This window comes from Stenotrophomonas sp. YAU14D1_LEIMI4_1 (assembly GCF_003086815.1).
GTDB lineage: Bacteria > Pseudomonadota > Gammaproteobacteria > Xanthomonadales > Xanthomonadaceae > Stenotrophomonas.
In genome coordinates, this window is the sequence record NZ_CP025997.1 from 553,914 (window position 1) to 570,454 (window position 16,541).

The window sequence follows — 16,541 nt, forward strand, 5'->3', positions numbered from 1 at the left end:
TGGGCCATGCCCGGCGTTGCTGTAACAGCTTCCATCCCCGCTTTCCGGGGCTTCGTCGCAGGACGCTTGTTTGCCCGGTGCGCGGGCCTATGCTCGGCTCACCCCTTCCCACCAAGGCACTGCCGTGTTCGCCAGCCTTACTCTCATTGTCCGTCATCTGTTGGCCTGGGCCGTGGCGCTGCTGGTGGCGGGCATGGTCTGGAGCGGCATCTTCAGCGGCATGAACGATGGCCCGGGCTGGATCTTCGGCCTGCTGGCGATGTTCCTGATGATCACCGCGCTGGGCAGCGCCATTACCCATGTGCGCCGGGTGTGGATGGTGGCCGGCAAGCTGGACGGCAGCACCCTGTCTGGCCGCCAGCGGCGGCAGGTGGAACTGCCCATGGACGCCGGCCAGGCCTACGCGGTGGTCGAGGCGGCGGTGGCCGAGCTGCCGCGCGTGGAAGACGTGGAAAATTCGGCCGGCAGCCTGCAGGTGCGCGCCTACGTGCGCCGCGTGGACCCCTGGAATGGCCGCCAGCCCTCGCGCTGGAACCTGCCGGCGCGGCTGGCGATCAAGCGCAACAGCGTGCAGGCCACGGTCACCCCGGGGCAGGGCACCAGCACGGTCACCCTGCTGTTCGAGCCCGATGCCGGCTGGTGGGCCGATCTGCTGGCGCTGGATGAAGGCAGCAACTATGAGAACGCCGAAGCGGTGACCCGCGCGATCAGCCGCCGGGTGGCCGACCAGCGCCGCGACGAACAGGCCGCTGCCGAACAGACCCAGGTGGAAAAGGAACTGTCGGTGGCACGCCTGAACCTGCTGCACGCACAGGTGGAACCGCACTTCCTGTACAACACGCTGGCCAATGCGCAGGTGCTGACCCGCACCGATCCGGGCCGCGCCGAGCAGATGCTGGGGCACTTGATCCAGTACCTGCGCAGTTCGCTGCCGCAGGTGGATGAGTCGGTGTCCACGCTGGGCGTGGAGCTGGAACGCACGCGCGCCTATCTGGAAATCCTGCGTATCCGCATGGGCGCGCGGCTGGCGGTGGAAGTGCAGGTGCCCAACGAACTGCACGGCGTGCACCTGCCGGCCATGGCCCTGCAGACGCTGGTGGAAAACGCGATCAAGCACGGCCTCGAGCCCAAGCCGGGTGGCGGCACGATCTGGATCCTGGCGCGTGGCTTCGACGACCATGTGACCGTAACGGTGGCCGACGATGGGCTGGGCTTCGGCCAAGGCACCAGCGGCACCGGCATCGGCCTGAAGAACCTGCGCGAGCGTCTGCGCCTGACCTGCGGCGAGCAGGCCGGCGTGGCGATCGTGGCCAACTTCCCCTCGGGCGTGGCCGCTACCATGACCCTGCCGCAGCCGGCCAAGGAGCGCACCCATGCCGCTTGAAGCCCTGATTGCCGAAGACGAAGAACTTCTGCGCCAGGCACTGGTGGACCAACTGGCGCGGCTGTGGCCGGAGCTGAAGCTGGTGGCCGCGTGCGAGGATGGCGCCAGCGCGTTGGAACAACTGGCCGAGAAACAGCCGGACATCGCCTTCCTGGATATCCGCATGCCGGGCATCAGCGGCATCGAAGTGGCCCGTTCGCTGTCCGAACTGAGCCCGCGCACGCAGGTAGTGTTCGTGACCGCCTACGACCAGTACGCCATCGATGCGTTCGAACAGGGCGCGATGGACTACCTGTTGAAGCCGGTCAGCGATGAGCGCCTGCTGGCCACCCGCGAACGCATCCTGTCGCGCCTGCCATCCACGCGCCAGGACGATGCCGTGCTGGAGCGGCTGCTGCAGCGCCTGGGTCCGTCGCAGGCGCAGCCCGAGCGTCCGCCGCTGGCCTGGATCACCGCCAGCAATGGCCGCGAAACGCAGCTGATCATGCTGGACGACGTGGTCTACTTCCGCGCCGACAACAAGTACACCACGGTGGTGACCGCCGAGGGCGAGAGCCTGCTGCGCACGCCGCTGCGCGAACTGCTGGAGGCGCTGGACCCGCAGCAGTTCCGGCAGATCCACCGTTCCACCATCGTGCACATGAAGGCGGTGGCGGCGGTCAGCCGCGACGATACCGGCAGGGGCGTGCTGCGCCTGCGCCAGCGCCCGGAAACACTGGTGGTCAGCCAGCCGTTCATGAGCCTGTTCCGCGGCATGTAGCAGGCGCCAGAAAGAACAATGCCACCGTGGCAGTGCACGGTGGCACTGTGGCTCCCCCCGCTTTCCGGGTGATCAGAACGCCGGTTGCAGCGTCATGTCGTGGTGGTGTTCGGTCTCGCCCACGTGGTTCAGGCGGCCCACCAGTTCCGAGTGCTGCTTCATGCGCCCGATCTCGGTCATGATGCGGATGTCTTCGTGGCGCAGTTCGCGCCTGGCGGTGACCGCCTGCTTGTAGTCCAGCACTTCCGGGTAATGCTCGGCCAAGTCCAGCGCTTCGGCCACGCATTCGACGCTGTCGGCACTGGAGCTGATGCGCGCGCGGCTGTTGAAGGCCTTCATCCAGCGTTCGAAGCCGGCGGTGTGGTCGAACATGTTGGCCATGAACCAGATGACGAACAGGATCGACACCCACGAACCGAACACGATCACCACGCGGGTGAAGGTGATATGGAAGTCGTCTCGCCACAGGTAGTTGGCGATCAGGCCGAGGATCAGCAGCGACGCTGCCTGCCAACCCACGATGGAGGCCATCAGCCACTGGCACTTGGCCTTGGCCAGCACGGCCACCTCGTCGCGGATCTGCTGCTCGCTCAGGTTGCGCCAGTGCGCGACCTGTTTTTCGAACGGGCTGCTGTACAGCTCGTTGTCCCGCAGCAGCATTCCCAAACCCTTGAACAAAGCAATCATGGCTGGCTCCTTTCTGGAACGTGCGTCGATCAGCATTGGACGATGTGGCGGATTCAGTTCTAGCACTTCCAGCGGCCGGTGCAATGGGCGCAAAGCGAAGGGGCGCAAGGGTTTTGCCTGAATGCGTGAAGATTGGTGCGGCGCACCATAGCATTCGGAGGCTGCGACAAGATGTCGCAGGGTGAATCGTGCTGCGTGCGCACATGCCGCTGCGGGGCGGCTCTCGGGCTCGCCGCAGGGCGCCGGATCGCCCAGAATCAAGCCAGACCGCGCAGAACCCGGTCGATTCCGCCACCCACTGGACCCCGTATGCCGCCGTTGCTGCACCGCTTGACCCGCCCGGTTACCGCGCCCATCCGCCGCTGGGTGCTCGACGCCTTCCCGCGTGGCCAGAGCGGCATCGATTACGACCACCCGCAGGGCGATCCTGGCTGGTTCGGGCCGGACAGCATCACCTGGCGCGTGCATGCGGAACTGCCGTCCATGCTGGCCGGCGGGCTGTGCGCGCTGATGCTGCAGACCCTGCACCCGCGCGCGCTGGCCGGCGTGTATGACCACTCCAATTTCCGCCAGGACCTGGTGGGGCGGCTGCGCCGCACCACGGCCTTCGTGGCCGGCACCAGCTACGCGCCCAGTGGCGAGGTGGAAACGCTGGTGGCCAAGGTGCGCCACATCCATGCGCAGATCCGCGGCCGCACCGCGCAGGGCCAGGCGTATGCGGCTGACGATCCGCACCTGCTGACCTGGGTGCACGTGACCGAGGCCTACGGCTTCCTGCAGGGCTACCGCCGCTATGGGCGCGAGGTTCCCGAAGCGATTGCTGACTGCTACTACGACGAGTACCGCTGCGTAGCCGAAGCGCTTGGCGCAGTGGACGTGCCGCGCAGCGAGGCGGAAGTGGCCGCGTACTTCTGTGCGCGCCAGCCCGAGTTGATGGCCGATGCGCGTTCGCGCGAAGTGCTGGACGTGCTGTCTGCGGTGAACCTGCCGGTGCCGATTCCGGGGCTGTCGCGCGCGGTGTTCCTGGGCGCCGGTGCAGCGCTGTTGCCCGACTGGGCCGAGGCGATGCTGGAACGCACGACTGCCCAGCGTGCGCAGGCGGCGGCTTCGGCGAAGCTGATGCAGGGCATGGCGCCGCTGTTCCGCCGCGCATTGCCCGACGGCCTGGCCACCCGGGCGTGCGCACGCATGGGCGTGCCGGTGGAGGTATTGCGCGAGTGGCCGGCCGCGCGGTGATCCACGCTACGCGTGGATGGCACCCGGCGCCCCGCCTTGGGTAGGTGCCAACCTTGGTTGGCACAGCGTAGATCCACGCCATGCGTGGATGGGGTGCCGGAAGGATCGTGCCAACCAAGGTTGGCACCCACCAGAGGATGGGGTTGGCACCCACCAGAGCATCCCGCCCCCCCCCGCAAACGAAACGGGCGCCTCGCGGCGCCCGTTCGCATCAAATCACCACACCTTGACCCGCTTTTCCGGGGCCAGGTACAGCTTCTGGCCGTCCTTCACTTCAAACGCCGGGTACCACGCGTCGATGTTGCGCACGGTCAGCGCACGGAACTGGCCCGGTGCGTGCACGTCGGTCAGCAGCGAATTGCGCAGCGCTTGCTCGCGGCTCTTGCTGCGCCATGCCTGGGCGAAGCCCAGGAAGAAGCGCTGGTCCGGGGTGAAGCCTTCCAGGGTCTGGCCCGGCTTGCCCTGCAGCGACAGCTGGTAGGCATCGTAGGCGGTGCCCAGGCCGGCCACGTCGGCGATGTTCTCGCCCAGGGTCAGCTTGCCGTTCACGTGCACGCCCGGGAACGGTTCGTAGCTGCTGAACTGCGCGGCAAGCGCATCACCGGCAGCGTTGAACTGCTTAAGGTCTTCGGCGGTCCACCAGTTGTGCAGCTTGCCGGTGGCATCGAACAGCGCGCCGGCGTTGTCGAAGCCATGGCTGATCTCGTGGCCGATCACCGCGCCGATCGCACCGTAGTTCACCGCATCGTCGGCGGCACCGTCGAAGAACGGCGGCTGCAGGATCGCGGCCGGGAACACCAGGCGGTTTTCCAGCGGCACGTTCATCGCGTTGATGGTCTGCGGCAGCATGGCCCACTCGCTGTGGTCCACCGGCTTGCCCAGCTTGGCGATGTTGCGCTCGTATTCGAAGCGTTCGGCACGCTGCGCATTGCCCAGCGGATCGTCGCGGCGGATCTCCAGGCCGGTGTAGTCACGCCACTTGTCCGGGTAGCCCATGCCCACGGTCAGGCCGGCCACCTTGGCCTTGGCGCTGGCCTTGGTCTGCGGTGACATCCAGGCCAGCGCGTCGATGCGCTTGGCGAAGGCGGCAATGATGTTCTTTGCCATCTCGTCGGCGCGTTCCTTGGTCTTCGCGTCGAAATGCTTTTCCACGTAGCGCTTGCCGATGGCTTCGCCGACGGCGTGGTTGGCATCGTCCACCGCGCGCTTCCAGCGATCGCTCTGCTGCGGGGTGCCGCTGAGCGCGGTGCCGTGGAAGGCGAAGCGGGCGTCGGCGAAGGTCTTGGGCAGGTAGCTGGCGGCACGGTCCAGCGCGTGGAAGGTCATGTAGTCCTTCCAGGCATCCAGCGGCTCGGTGGCCACCAGCTTGGACAGGCCGGCCACGGCCTTGGGCTGCCAGACGATGAAGTCCTGCTGCTGGCCCAGCTTGGCCGCTTCCAGGAACGCGGCCCAGTCCATGCCCGGCGCCTTGGCGCTGAAATCGGCCTGGGTCCAGGGGTTGGCGCCCTTGGTCACATCGTTGGTTTCTTCCTGGGTGGCATGCGCCTGGGCGATCTTGGTTTCCAGCGCCAGGATGCGCTGCGCCTTGCCGGCCGGGTCGGCCACGCCGGCCAGCTGCAGCACCTTGGCGATGTAGGCCTGGTACTGCTTGCGCAGCTCGGCCATGCGTCCATCGCCCAGGTAGAAGTCACGGTCGGGCATGCCCAGGCCACCCTGTACCAGATAGGGCGCAGTGCGGTCGGGCTGCAGCAGATCCACCGACACCCACAGGCCGAACAGGCGGTCGGTGTAGAAATTGGTGGCGTTCAGCAGGTCCACGTCGGCGCGCATGTCATCGCCCAGTGCACGGGCCAGGCCGGCCTTGTCGGTGATCGCACCGATGGCCTGCAGCTGCGGCTGCACCGGGGCCAGACCGCGCTTTTCAATGCCGGCTTCATCCATGTAGGCGGCGTAGTAATCGCCGATCAGCTTGTCATCGCCGCTGGCCTGCGCGTTGCCGGCCGCACCTTCCAGGATGGCGCGGGTATCGGCCTGGGTCTTTTCGGCAATCACGTTGAAGCTGCCGAAGCGCGAACGGTCGGCCGGAATCTCGGTGTTTTTCACCCAGCTGCCGTTGGCGAAACCGAAGAAGTCATCGCCGGCGGCGATGCTGCGGTCCATGCCGCTGGCATCGAAGCCGAAGCTGCCCAGCATCGGCTTGGCGGCAGCCGGCGCGGCTTCGGCGGGGGCGGCCGTACCTGCCGCCGGCTCGGCCGGGCGATCGCAGGCGGCCAGGGACAGGCTGGCGAGAATGGCCAGCGCCAGGGTGGGACGGCGCAGCTTGGACATGTACTTCTCTTGCGACGGAAAACCCCAAGTCTAATGCCCTGCGGCGGCGCTGGACGCGCGCCAGCACGGGTTCGGGTGTGCGCGATCTGGCTGAACACGCGCCGCCGCGCTTCACGCAGTCATCGCGCTGGTGCATGCTGCGGGGTAGGGACCCACACAGGGAATGGCCCGCGGAGCAGGTGCAGGCGTCAAGAATGCCGCGCTGCGGCCGCTCTGGTCGGGGATGTGGAGGAATCGTTCGCGCATGAAGCCAGCCGTCTGCACAGGGAATACCGACCGATGCCCGCGCTGAAACGGGCGTTGGCCCGGCCGTTGCGTGCCATCACCTGGGGCGGCGTGGCGCTGGGCGTGCTGCTGGCCGTGGGCATGGCGGCCATGCTGGCCAACGACCACCAGCGCCGGCTGGAGGCCGCGCAGCGGCAGAGCCGCGCGCTGGCGGTGGGCAGTGAACGCCTGCTGGCGCTGGAGCTGCGCAACCTGGAACGGGCGCTGGCCGGTATTGCCGGCGATGCCGCCGCGCTGTTCGGCAACGTGCCGGCGCAGGCGCCGAACTTGCTGGATGCGGCCATTGCCGGGGTGCTGCAGCGGCACGCGGAACTGCACAGCATCGTGGTGCTCGATGCCTACGGGCGTGCGCTGACCGGCGGTGCCGACGAACTGAAACTGCCGCTGTGGGCCGACCCGCAGCGGCGCGGGCAGGGCAGCGCGCTGTACCTGGGGCCGCCGCAGCGCGCCGACGATGGCACCTGGGTGGTGCCACTGGCCCTGCCCATGGCCGACGACCGCTGGCTGCTGGCGCGGCTGCGCTGTGGCGAGCTGCAGCGCATCATCGGCGGCCTGGACGTAGGCCCCAATGGCATGGTGTCGATCACCGATGCCGACGGCTTCATGCTGGCGCGCGTGCCTGATCCCTATGGCACGGTGGGCCGCCGCTACACCCTGCCGTACCGGAACCTGGTGGGCGGACCGGCGGTGGTGGAGCTGGGCAGCTTCCCCGGCGTGGTCGACCAGATTCCGCGCATGTCCACCATCAGCACGCTGGAGCACAGCCCGCTGGCGGTGCAGGTGGGGCTGGCCGATGCCGATGTGCTGGCCGCGTGGTGGCCGTACCTGCATGCGGCGGTGGCGATCCTGCTGACCTACGTGCTGGTGCTGCTGGGCCTGCTGTTCGCGATGCGCCGCAGCACCCGCAGCCAGCAGTGGATGGCGGCCGAACTGCGCACCGGCCACACCGAACTGCGCATGGCCCACCAGGTGGGCCGGGTCTGCACCTGGTACGTGGACGAAGACGCCGCGCTGCTGCACTGGTCGCCGCTGGCGCGCGAGATCTTCGGCGTGCAGACCGATGCCCTGCCGGTGGCCGAGTTCTTCGGGCGCGTGCACCGCGAAGATGCCGAACGGCTGCAGCACGCGTTCCATGAAGCGTTCGCGCGCGGCGCGGTGCTGGATGAAATGTTCCGCCTGGTGCTGCCCGGCGGCGATGTGCGCTGGGTGTCCGCGCGCGGGCAGCGGGTGGAACTGGCCGACAGCCAGCGGCGCATGATCGGTGCGTTGACCGACGTGAGCGAGCGTCATCTGGCGCAGGAGCAGATGAACCAGGTCGAGCGCCGCTTCCGCCTGCTGTTCGACCGCAACCCGGCGCCGTTCTGGGTGTTCGATCCCGATACGCTGCGCTTCCTGGAAGTGAACGAAGCGGCGGTGCTGCAGTACGGCTACACGCGCGAGGAATTCCTCGGCATGAGCATCCTGGACATCCGCCCGCGCGAAGGCTGGGAGGAAGTGAAGGGCGCCATTGCCCGCGCCCGCGTGGGCGAACTGCAGGATGCGGCCGTGCGCATGCACCGGCGCAAGGATGGCACCGTGTTCGAAGTGCGCGCGCACCTGTCCAAGCTGGATTTCGACGGCCAGCCCGCCTGCCTGGTGCTGGCCGAAGATGTGAGCGAGCGTCTGGCCTACGAGCGTGACCTGGCCTACCGCGCGCGGCACAACCCGGCCACCGGCCTGTTGAACGTGCGCGCCCTTAGCGAACAGCTGGACAGCCAGGACCGCGGCTACACCATCGCCTACGTGCAGCTGCGCGGCCTGCAGCTGGTGGCCGATACGCTGGGCCGTGACATCGGCGATGCGATCCTGCAGTCGATGGCCGCGCGCCTGGGTGGGCTGGGCGCGCGCTTCGGCACGCTGGCCTTCCAGCCGGCCGAAGACTTCGTGCTGGCCATTGCCCCGCAGCACAACACCCAGTCGGTGCTGGACGATCTGCTGCAGATCGTGTCGGCGCCGATGCGCGGCAAGGATTCGCTGCACCAGTTCGAGCCGCGCATCGGCGTGGCCGTGCGCGAGGAAGGCGATGCGCTGCGCGCCGAACAGGTGGTGGGCATGGCCGCGCAGGCAGCACATGCCGGCCGCGTGGAAGGCAACGTGGTGGCCTGGTTCGATGCGGCCGTGTCGACCCGCCTGGCCGACCGCCTGCGCCTGGCCGGGCGCATCCATGCGGCCATCGACAACGAGTTCCAGCTGTACTTCCAGCCGATCCGCCACGCCAGCGATGGCAGCCCGGCGGCGCTGGAAGCGCTGCTGCGCTGGCCGCAGCCGGACGGCAGCTTCATTCCGCCCAGCGAGTTCATCCAGCTGTGCGAAGACACCGGGCTGATCCTGGCGCTGGGCCGCTGGGTGATCCGCGCCGCCGCACAGGCACAGCGGCAACTGATGGATGCCGGCTGGGGCGAGCTGCCGATCGCGGTGAATGTTTCGGCGGTGCAGTTCTTCAACAGCGACCTGGTGGCCGAGTTCGCCCGCGCACAGGAAGATTTCGGCCTGGCCCGCGGCGCGCTGCACGTGGAGCTGACCGAGAGCAGCCTGATGCGCAAGCCGGCGCAGGCCATGCAGACCATGCGCCGCCTGCACGAGCAGGGCATCTGCGTGTCGCTGGATGATTTCGGTACCGGCTATTCCAGCATGTCCTACCTGCAGCACCTGCCGCTGGACATCCTGAAGATCGACCGCAGCTTCGTGGCCGACGTGGAAACCAACCCGCGCAACGCCTCGATCTGCCGCGCGCTGCTGTCGCTGGGCCACAGCATGGGCCTGACCATCATTGCCGAAGGCGTGGAAACCCAGGGCCAGCTGGACTGGCTGGCCGCGCACGGCTGTGACCAGGTGCAGGGCTACCTGCTGGGGCGGCCGGCGCCGCTGGAAAAGATCATCCAGGCGCTGGACGAAGTGGTTGCCTGATCGTGCAAACCCGCCGGGCATGGCCCGGCGCTACCGTGTCATCGGCGCAGGGGGTAGCGCCGGGCCATGCCCGGCGGAGGGCCTCACACCCCGGCGTCCACCAGGTAATCAATGAAACTGCGCACCTTCGGTGCCAGATGGCTGCGGCTGGTGTACACCGCGAAGATGCCGATCGGCGGCACTTCCCACTCGGGCAGCACGCGCACCAGGCGGCCATCGGCCAGCGCCTGTTCCAGCAGGAAATCGGGCTGCAGGATCACGCCCAGTCCGGCGATGGCGGCTTCGCGCAGTACGTCGCCGTTGTTGGCCTGCAAGATGCTGTTCACCGCCACGCGTACTTCGCCGCCGGGCCCCTGCAGCGGCCACTGGTTGCCCGAGGCCCAGTAGCTGTAACCCAGGCAGTCGTGCGCCGCCAGGTCCTGCGGCGTGGCCGGCGTGCCGCGCGCGGCCAGGTACGCCGGTGCCGCGCACAGGGTGATGCGGGCCTGGCCCAGGCGCCGGGCGATCAACGTCGGGCTGGGTTCGCGGGTAATGCGCAGGGCCACGTCGTAGCCTTCTTCCACCATGTCCACCAGACGGTCGGACAGCGCCAGGTCCAGTTCCACCTGCGGGTAGCGTTGCCGGTAGCCGGCCAGCAGCGGCCCCAGCCGGGCGATACCCCAACTGACCGGCGCGTTGATGCGCAGCGTGCCCGACGGTTCCAGCGCCTGCGCTCCGACACTGGCTTCCAGCGCGTCGAATTCGGCCAGCAGGCGCACGCACTGCGCGTAGTAGGCGGCGCCTGCGCTGGTGGGGCTGACCCGGCGGGTAGTGCGGTGGAGCAGGCGGGTGGACAGGCGCTTTTCCAGCGCGGCCACCTGCCGGGTAACCCCGGCCGTGGATACGCCCAGCGCCTCGGCGGCGGCACTGAAGCCGTTGCGCTCGACCACGGCCACGAACACGCGCATGGCGTCCAGAGTGTCCATTGTTGCGCCTTCTGAAATAAATACGGTCGTCTCATCGTATTTATCGGCTGATGGCTGCGCAATAACCTGTACGCACTCTCCCTGAGGTACGCCCCCATGAAAACCTCCGCTGCTGCCGTTTCGCCGCTGGCCCCGTATGCCGCCACCGTGCTGCGCCTGGCCCTGGGCGGCCTGTTCCTGGTGCACGCGCTGACCAAGCTGCTGGTGTTCACCCCCGCCGGTACCGCCGCGTTCTTTGCATCGCTGGGTCTGCCGGGCGCGCTGGGCTACCTGACCATCGTGGTCGAGCTGGCCATCGCGGCGGCCCTGCTGCTGGGCGTGTACGCGCGCTGGGTGGGCCTGCTGGGCGTGCCGCTGCTGCTGGGCACGATCGTGACCGTGCACGGCGCCAACGGTTTTGGCTTCGCCAACGCCGGCGGTGGTTGGGAATACCCGGCGTTCTGGGCGCTGGCGCTGGTGGTGCTGTTCCTGCTGGGCGATGGCCGCTGGACCCTGCGTTCGCGCTGATCGCCGCTTCCCCCCGTATCTGGAGAACCTCATGTCCCGCCTGCCTTCGCTGTACATCTCGCACGGCTCGCCGATGACCGCCCTGCACCCGGGCCAGGTGGGCGTGCGGCTGGCCGAACTTGCCCGTGACCTGCCCACCCCGCGCGCCATCGTGATGGCGTCGGCACACTGGCTGGCGCGCCAGCCGCTGGTCGGCGCGCATCCGCAGCCACCCACCATCCACGATTTCGGCGGTTTCCCGCGCGCGCTGTTCGAGCTGCAGTACCCGGCCCCGGGCGACCCTGCGCTGGCCGAAGAAGTGGCCGGGCGCATCGCCGCGGCCGGCCTGCCGGTCGCACTGGATGCGCAGCGCGGGCTGGACCATGGCGCCTGGGTGCCGCTGCGGCTGCTGCGCCCGCAGGCCGATATTCCGGTGGTGCCGCTGTCGATCCAGCCGATGCTGGGGCCGCAGCACCAGTTCGCGCTGGGCCGCGCGCTGGCACCGCTGCGCGAGCAGGGCGTGCTGCTGGTCGGCTCAGGCAGCATTACCCACAACCTGCATGACTGGCGCGACTACCAGGACGGCAAGGAAGCGCCCTACGTGCGCCCCTTCATTGAATGGGTGGAACAGCGCCTGGCGGCCAACGATCGCGATGCGCTGTTCGACTACCGCCGCCAGGCGCCGTTTGCCGAGCGCGCGCACCCCACCGACGAGCATCTGCTGCCGTTGTACTTCGCCATGGGCGCGGCTGGCAGCGATGATTTCGGTGCCACCCGCATCGATGCAGGTATCGATGCGGGCATGCTGGCGATGGACCTGTACCGCTTCGATGGCGCTGCGCCCGTGCAGGAGGCCGCATGAACCCCGTGCTGACGCCCGTGCTGGAGCGGCCGGCGCAGGGCAGGGCGCAGGGCCTGGTGGTACTGCTGCACGGCGTGGGCAGCAATGAGCAGTCGCTGGCCGCGCTGGCCAGCACGCTCGATCCGCGCCTGCACGTGCTGCTGCCGCGCGCACCGCTGGTGTTTGGGCCGCAGGCGTTCGGCTGGTTCACCGTGCGCTTCGGCGCGCAGGGGCCGGTGATCGATCCGGCCCAGGCCGAAGCGTCGCGGGTGCTGCTGCGCGACTGGTTGGCGGTACAGCAGCAGCGGCTGGGGCTGGATGCGCGGCAGACCGTGCTGGCCGGCTTCAGCCAGGGCGGCATCATGAGCGCCAGCGTGGCGCTGACCGCGCCGGAGCGGGTGAAGTCCTTCGCGATCCTGTGCGGGCGCATCCTGCCGGAGATCGCGCCGCTTATTCCGGCAGACGTAGCCAGCGCCGGGCTGGACGGCCTGGTGGTGCACGGGCGGCAGGATGACAAGCTGCCGTTCGCGCTGGCACAGGACGCCTCGCAGCGCCTGCAGGGGCTGGGCGTGGCCCACCGGCTGCGTGATTACCCGGTGGGGCATACCTTGTCCGCGGACATGCAGCAGGACACCCGGGACTGGATCGCGGCGCGTTTGCTGTCGCCGCCCTGACGCGCATTCATACGGGCGGCCGCAGCGGCCGCCAGCTGTGCTAAGTTTTTTTCCTGTCTCCGGCGCACACCGGTTTTTCCGGCCCCACGCGCCGCTTCCTGGAAGAAGCATGCACACCATCGAAGTCGTCCTGGCGATGCTGGTGGCCGTTGTCGCCAGCGGTTACCTGGTTCGCGTCCTGCCCTTTTCACTGCCGCTGCCGCTGGTGCAGATCGGTCTGGGCGCAGTCATCGCCGGGGTGTTCAACCGCGGCCATGCGCTGGAACCGGAAGTGTTCTTCCTGCTGTTCCTGCCGCCGCTGCTGTTCCTCGATGGCTGGCGTATTCCCAAACAAGGCCTGTTCCGCGACAAGGGCGCGATCCTGGAACTGGCCTTCGGCCTGGTGGTGTTCACCGTCATTGGCGCCGGCCTGCTGATCCACTGGATGATTCCGGTGATGCCACTGGCGGTGTGCTTCGCGCTGGCGGCCATCGTCTCGCCCACCGATCCGGTGGCGGTGGGCGCAATTGCTTCAAAGGCGCCCATTCCCAAGCGGCTGATGCACATTCTGGAAGGCGAATCGCTGTTGAACGATGCCTCCGGCCTGGTCTGCTTCCGCTTCGCCGTGGCCGCGGTGATGACCGGATCGTTCTCGCTTGCCACCGCCTCGCTCACCTTCCTGTGGGTGGCCGTTGCCGGCCTGGCGGTGGGCGTGGCGGTCACCCTGGGCGTGTCCACCTTCCAGCGCTGGCTGTGGCGCCGTTTCGGCGAAGAGCCCGGTGCGGCCATGCTGGTGAACCTGCTGATTCCGTTCGCGGCCTATCTGCTGGCCGAAGAAATCCATGCCTCGGGCATCCTCGCGGCCGTGGCCGCCGGTATTGCGATGAGCTACGTGGAGCTGACCGGCCGCGTTTCCGGCAGCATGCGCGTGCAGCGCGCCGGGGTCTGGAACATGCTGCAGTTCAGCTTCAACGGCATCATGTTCGTGCTGCTGGGTGAGCAGTTGCCGGGCATCGTCGAGCGCGCGACCACCACCATGAACGAGACCGGCCACCAGAGCGCCTGGTGGCTGCTGGTGTACGTGGTGGTGATCAACGCCATGCTGATCGCGCTGCGCCTGCTGTGGGTCTGGCTGTCGCTGCGCTGGAACCTGCTGCGCGCGCGCCGCCGTGGCCTGCAGCACGGCGAGGCACCGAACTGGCGCATCGTGGTGGCCACTTCGGTGGCCGGCGTGCGCGGTGCCATCACCCTGGCCGGCGTGCTGACCCTGCCGCTGTTCCTGCCCGATGGCAGCCCGTTCCCCGCGCGTGACCTGGTCATCTTCCTGGCCGCAGCGGTCATCCTGTTCTCGCTGGTGGGCGCCAGCGTGGCGTTGCCGCAGCTGCTGAAGGGCCTGCAGCTGCCGGCCGATTCGGGCGAGCGCAAGGAAGAGGACCTGGCCCGCAAGCTGTCTTCCAAGGCCGCACTGGCCGGGGTGGAGCGCATGCGCCAGCAGCTGGTGATGAACCAGAACACCGACAACGTGCAGCTGTTCAATGACGCAGCCTCGCGGGTGAGCCTGCTGTACCAGCGGCACCTGGAAAAGGACAACGAAGGCCCCGACGTGGACCCTGACAAGGTGAAGCGGATGGAGCAGGGCTACCGCCAGCTGCGCAGCGCGGGGCTGAATGCCGAACGCGAGGAGCTGTTCCGGCTGACCCGGCGCGGGGTGATTTCCGATGAGATCTCGCGGCGCCTGATCCGCAACCTGGACCTGCTGGAATCGCGCCAGCGCGGCTGACCCTGAGTTGTAGAGTCGAGCCATGCTCGACTGCTCTTGCCGGCAGAAGAGCAGTCGAGCATGGCTCGACTCTACAGAAGGCGGTTATTCCGGCTTCTGTTCCAGGAAGTACACCTCGACCTTGCCCTTGACCTTGATGGTCATCGGGTTGCCGCGGCGGTCGCGCGCCTTGCCGGCCTGCACGCGGATCCAGCCTTCGCTGACCGAGTATTCCTCGATGTTGTCACGTTCGACATCGTTGAAGCGCACGCCCACGCCGCGCTCCAGCGCCTGCGCATCGTGGAAGGGGCTGGCCGGGTTGATGGCCAGGTGGTCGGGAGGGGTATCGCTCATCGCATCATTCACAGTGACGGCCACCACGGCCGGCTTCAGCGGCACAGGATAAACCGTAGAATGCCGGCCTGCCCCACAGGAATGCCCGCCATGCCCGACAACAGCGACTATTTCGACTTCGAGGAAGACGCCCACGATTTCGACGAGGACGACTTCGAGGCCCGCATCTGGAACCTGCTGGTACTGATCAACCCCGGCGATGATGAGCTGGCCCTGCAGCAGTTCAACCGCTGGCGCGAGATGCTGGCCGAGGCCGGCGAGCCGCTGGAGGCCGACGCGGACTGGCTGCCTGCGCTGTTCACCGCCATTGCCTGGCAGTCCGGGTTCGAGGTGGAGCGCGATGATCTGGAATCGCTGCAGTCGGCGGTGAACGAGCTGTCGGCGCGCTTCAACCTGCAGCTGGACTGGGGCGGCGATCTGGACGACGAGGATTTCGCCGAAGACCTGGACGGGGTGCAGCTGATGTCCACCGCCTTCGACCGCCTGCGCGAGCACAACTACACGCTGTGGAGCGTGGATGCTGGCAGTGGCGGCTTCACCGGCTGGATGGCGCTGACCCGCGACGACGATGCGCTGCTGGCGCTGTGTTCGCTGCTGAACGTGGAAGTGCGGCTGGGCAGCGACCCGTTCTGAGCGATGGCCCGCCCCGGCGGGGTAGAGTCGACCGTTGGTCGACTGTCGCGCGCAGCGCGGGGTTGATCGGGACCGGGGCGGAGAGCAGTCGACCAACGGTCGACTCTACCGGTATTGCGCGCGGGCGTTGGCGATCACCTGTGCGCGCAGCTCGGCGTTCACGCCGTAGTGCGGCTGGGCAGCGACCCGTTCTGAGCGATGGCCCGCCCCGGCGGGGTAGCGTCGACCGTTGGTCGACTGTCGCGCGCAGCGCGGGGTTGATCGGGACCGGGGCGGAGAGCAGTCGACCAACGGTCGACTCTACCGGTATTGCGCGCGGGCGTTGGCGATCACGGCTTTCACCAGGGCGCGGTCGCTGTGCCGGGAAATGGCGCGGGCGCCGAGGGCGATCGCCTGCGCGCGCAGTTCGGCGTTGACATCGTAGTGCGCGCCGCTGGCCTTGTTCTGGAAGGCCCGCGGTGGAATGCCGAGCTGCGCCGCCATGGCGTGCAGCTCGGCCAGGGTGTCGGCCATCAGGTGCGCCCAGCGCTGTCCGCGCCAGGCATGCACCGCGTCATCGACGTAGACCGCCACCGCCGCGGCCGGCTCAGGCCTGCGGCTTGCCGTCGGTGTCGGCGTCAGCGGCCACCGGGGCCTCGGCGTCGGCAACGACTTCTTCGGCCACCACCGGTTCAGCGCCGGCATCTGCGCCTTCTTCGGCTTCCACGCCTTCGAACTCGGACACCAGCTTGTCCAAGTACTCATCGGCGGTCTGGCCGGCTTCAGCGGCCAGGGTGTCCAGCAGCTTCTGCAGCAGCTCGGAATATTCCAGGTTGACCTTGCGGCCTTCCTTTTCCTGCACGTTGGACAGGTGCTTGAGCATGGCCAGCATCGGCACCGGGTTGTCGGCGTTGCCCATGGTCTGGCCGCCGATGGCCAGCAGCCACTCGCGGCCCTGCAGGCCGATGGCGGCGACCGGCTGGCCGTCCTCGTTGGTCAGCACGGCATGGTTCTGCACCTGCTGCTGGGCGTTCAGGCGCAGGAACGGACGCTTGGCCTGCTGCTTCTTGCGCTTGTCGCGCTTGGCCTTGGAGTTCTGGGACATGGGTGGGGTCACCTGGAAAAGGAAAGACCGCCATTGTACTGCCCTTGGTAGGTGCGGACCGGGGGTCGGTAGAGTCGACTGTCAGTCGACTGGCGCGCGAAGCGCGGGATGGTGGATACCAGCCCTGGAGCAGTCGACTG

At 68.2% G+C, this 16,541-nt stretch carries 15 protein-coding genes; 9 read left to right on the forward strand and 6 right to left on the reverse strand.

Features of this window, described 5'->3' with window-relative positions; genetic code table 11:
• Positions 1-124 precede the first annotated feature (124 nt).
• Entirely contained in the window at positions 125-1,384 is a 1,260-nt protein-coding gene (locus tag C1932_RS02485) for a histidine kinase (protein ID WP_108761122.1), read from the forward strand.
• Positions 1,374-2,144, forward strand: coding sequence for a LytTR family DNA-binding domain-containing protein (locus C1932_RS02490; RefSeq protein ID WP_108755295.1), 771 nt, complete (start codon positions 1,374-1,376; stop codon positions 2,142-2,144). Before C1932_RS02485 ends, C1932_RS02490 begins: the two co-directional genes overlap by 11 nt.
• 72 nt (positions 2,145-2,216) lie before the next feature.
• On the opposite strand, the gene C1932_RS02495 is transcribed toward C1932_RS02490, so the two are convergent.
• A complete protein-coding gene (locus C1932_RS02495) occupies positions 2,217-2,831 on the reverse strand; it encodes a hypothetical protein (RefSeq protein ID WP_108748360.1) in 615 nt (204 codons plus the stop codon).
• A 309-nt stretch (positions 2,832-3,140) separates the two neighbouring features.
• Here C1932_RS02495 and C1932_RS02500 point away from each other — a divergent pair, with 309 nt between their 5' ends.
• Positions 3,141-4,067: an oxygenase MpaB family protein gene (locus tag C1932_RS02500; RefSeq protein WP_108761123.1), complete on the forward strand. Its 927-nt coding sequence runs from the start codon at positions 3,141-3,143 to the stop codon at positions 4,065-4,067.
• A 216-nt stretch (positions 4,068-4,283) separates the two neighbouring features.
• On the opposite strand, the gene C1932_RS02505 is transcribed toward C1932_RS02500, so the two are convergent.
• Positions 4,284-6,395, reverse strand: coding sequence for a M13 family metallopeptidase (locus C1932_RS02505; RefSeq protein ID WP_108752041.1), 2,112 nt, complete (start codon positions 6,393-6,395; stop codon positions 4,284-4,286).
• A gap of 279 nt (positions 6,396-6,674) precedes the next feature.
• On the opposite strand from C1932_RS02505, the gene C1932_RS02510 reads away from it, so the two are divergent.
• Positions 6,675-9,626 (forward strand): EAL domain-containing protein, encoded by a 2,952-nt coding sequence (locus C1932_RS02510; protein ID WP_199912001.1) that lies wholly within the window; start codon positions 6,675-6,677, stop codon positions 9,624-9,626.
• 83 nt (positions 9,627-9,709) lie between these two features.
• On the opposite strand, the gene C1932_RS02515 is transcribed toward C1932_RS02510, so the two are convergent.
• Positions 9,710-10,591, reverse strand: a complete 882-nt coding sequence (locus C1932_RS02515; protein WP_108761125.1) for a LysR family transcriptional regulator — start codon at positions 10,589-10,591, stop codon at positions 9,710-9,712.
• A 96-nt stretch (positions 10,592-10,687) separates the two neighbouring features.
• Here C1932_RS02515 and C1932_RS02520 point away from each other — a divergent pair, with 96 nt between their 5' ends.
• The 4 genes from C1932_RS02520 to C1932_RS02535 all read left to right on the forward strand — a co-directional run bounded on the left by C1932_RS02520 (position 10,688) and on the right by C1932_RS02535 (position 14,351).
• Complete coding sequence (locus C1932_RS02520; protein WP_108752044.1) at positions 10,688-11,098, forward strand: DoxX family protein; 411 nt, start codon at positions 10,688-10,690, stop codon at positions 11,096-11,098.
• Positions 11,099-11,129: 31 nt separating this feature from the next.
• On the forward strand, positions 11,130-11,939 hold the full coding sequence (locus tag C1932_RS02525; RefSeq protein ID WP_108761126.1) for a class III extradiol ring-cleavage dioxygenase: 810 nt from the start codon (positions 11,130-11,132) through the stop codon (positions 11,937-11,939).
• Positions 11,936-12,592 carry an alpha/beta fold hydrolase gene (locus C1932_RS02530; protein ID WP_108761127.1) on the forward strand — a complete coding sequence of 219 codons (657 nt, stop codon included), beginning with the start codon at positions 11,936-11,938 and terminating at the stop codon, positions 12,590-12,592. The genes C1932_RS02525 and C1932_RS02530 overlap by 4 nt, the downstream gene beginning before the upstream one ends.
• Positions 12,593-12,701: 109 nt before the next feature.
• Complete coding sequence (locus C1932_RS02535; protein ID WP_108752047.1) at positions 12,702-14,351, forward strand: Na+/H+ antiporter; 1,650 nt, start codon at positions 12,702-12,704, stop codon at positions 14,349-14,351.
• An 84-nt stretch (positions 14,352-14,435) separates the two neighbouring features.
• Here C1932_RS02535 and C1932_RS02540 read toward each other — a convergent pair whose 3' ends face one another.
• Positions 14,436-14,684 (reverse strand): DUF3297 family protein, encoded by a 249-nt coding sequence (locus C1932_RS02540; RefSeq protein ID WP_108763326.1) that lies wholly within the window; start codon positions 14,682-14,684, stop codon positions 14,436-14,438.
• A gap of 90 nt (positions 14,685-14,774) precedes the next feature.
• Between C1932_RS02540 and C1932_RS02545 the strand changes: the two genes are divergently transcribed.
• Positions 14,775-15,317: a hypothetical protein gene (locus C1932_RS02545; protein ID WP_108748369.1), complete on the forward strand. Its 543-nt coding sequence runs from the start codon at positions 14,775-14,777 to the stop codon at positions 15,315-15,317.
• A gap of 300 nt (positions 15,318-15,617) precedes the next feature.
• Here the strand turns inward: C1932_RS02545 and C1932_RS02550 are convergent, their stop codons facing one another.
• Positions 15,618-15,890, reverse strand: a complete 273-nt coding sequence (locus tag C1932_RS02550) for a DUF4031 domain-containing protein (RefSeq protein WP_108752048.1) — start codon at positions 15,888-15,890, stop codon at positions 15,618-15,620.
• 13 nt (positions 15,891-15,903) lie between these two features.
• Entirely contained in the window at positions 15,904-16,401 is a 498-nt protein-coding gene (locus tag C1932_RS02555) for a hypothetical protein (RefSeq protein WP_108761128.1), read from the reverse strand.
• Positions 16,402-16,541 lie beyond the last annotated feature (140 nt).

Coding starts and splice junctions, on each gene's coding strand:
- C1932_RS02490 (WP_108755295.1), top strand. CDS start 1,374: ATGCCGCTTGAAGCCCTGATTGCCGAAGACGAAGAACTTCTGCGCCAG.
- C1932_RS02495 (WP_108748360.1), bottom strand. CDS start 2,831: ATGATTGCTTTGTTCAAGGGTTTGGGAATGCTGCTGCGGGACAACGAG.
- C1932_RS02500 (WP_108761123.1), top strand. CDS start 3,141: ATGCCGCCGTTGCTGCACCGCTTGACCCGCCCGGTTACCGCGCCCATC.
- C1932_RS02505 (WP_108752041.1), bottom strand. CDS start 6,395: ATGTCCAAGCTGCGCCGTCCCACCCTGGCGCTGGCCATTCTCGCCAGC.
- C1932_RS02510 (WP_199912001.1), top strand. CDS start 6,675: ATGCCCGCGCTGAAACGGGCGTTGGCCCGGCCGTTGCGTGCCATCACC.
- C1932_RS02515 (WP_108761125.1), bottom strand. CDS start 10,591: ATGGACACTCTGGACGCCATGCGCGTGTTCGTGGCCGTGGTCGAGCGC.
- C1932_RS02520 (WP_108752044.1), top strand. CDS start 10,688: ATGAAAACCTCCGCTGCTGCCGTTTCGCCGCTGGCCCCGTATGCCGCC.
- C1932_RS02525 (WP_108761126.1), top strand. CDS start 11,130: ATGTCCCGCCTGCCTTCGCTGTACATCTCGCACGGCTCGCCGATGACC.
- C1932_RS02530 (WP_108761127.1), top strand. CDS start 11,936: ATGAACCCCGTGCTGACGCCCGTGCTGGAGCGGCCGGCGCAGGGCAGG.
- C1932_RS02535 (WP_108752047.1), top strand. CDS start 12,702: ATGCACACCATCGAAGTCGTCCTGGCGATGCTGGTGGCCGTTGTCGCC.
- C1932_RS02540 (WP_108763326.1), bottom strand. CDS start 14,684: ATGAGCGATACCCCTCCCGACCACCTGGCCATCAACCCGGCCAGCCCC.
- C1932_RS02545 (WP_108748369.1), top strand. CDS start 14,775: ATGCCCGACAACAGCGACTATTTCGACTTCGAGGAAGACGCCCACGAT.
- C1932_RS02555 (WP_108761128.1), bottom strand. CDS start 16,401: ATGTCCCAGAACTCCAAGGCCAAGCGCGACAAGCGCAAGAAGCAGCAG.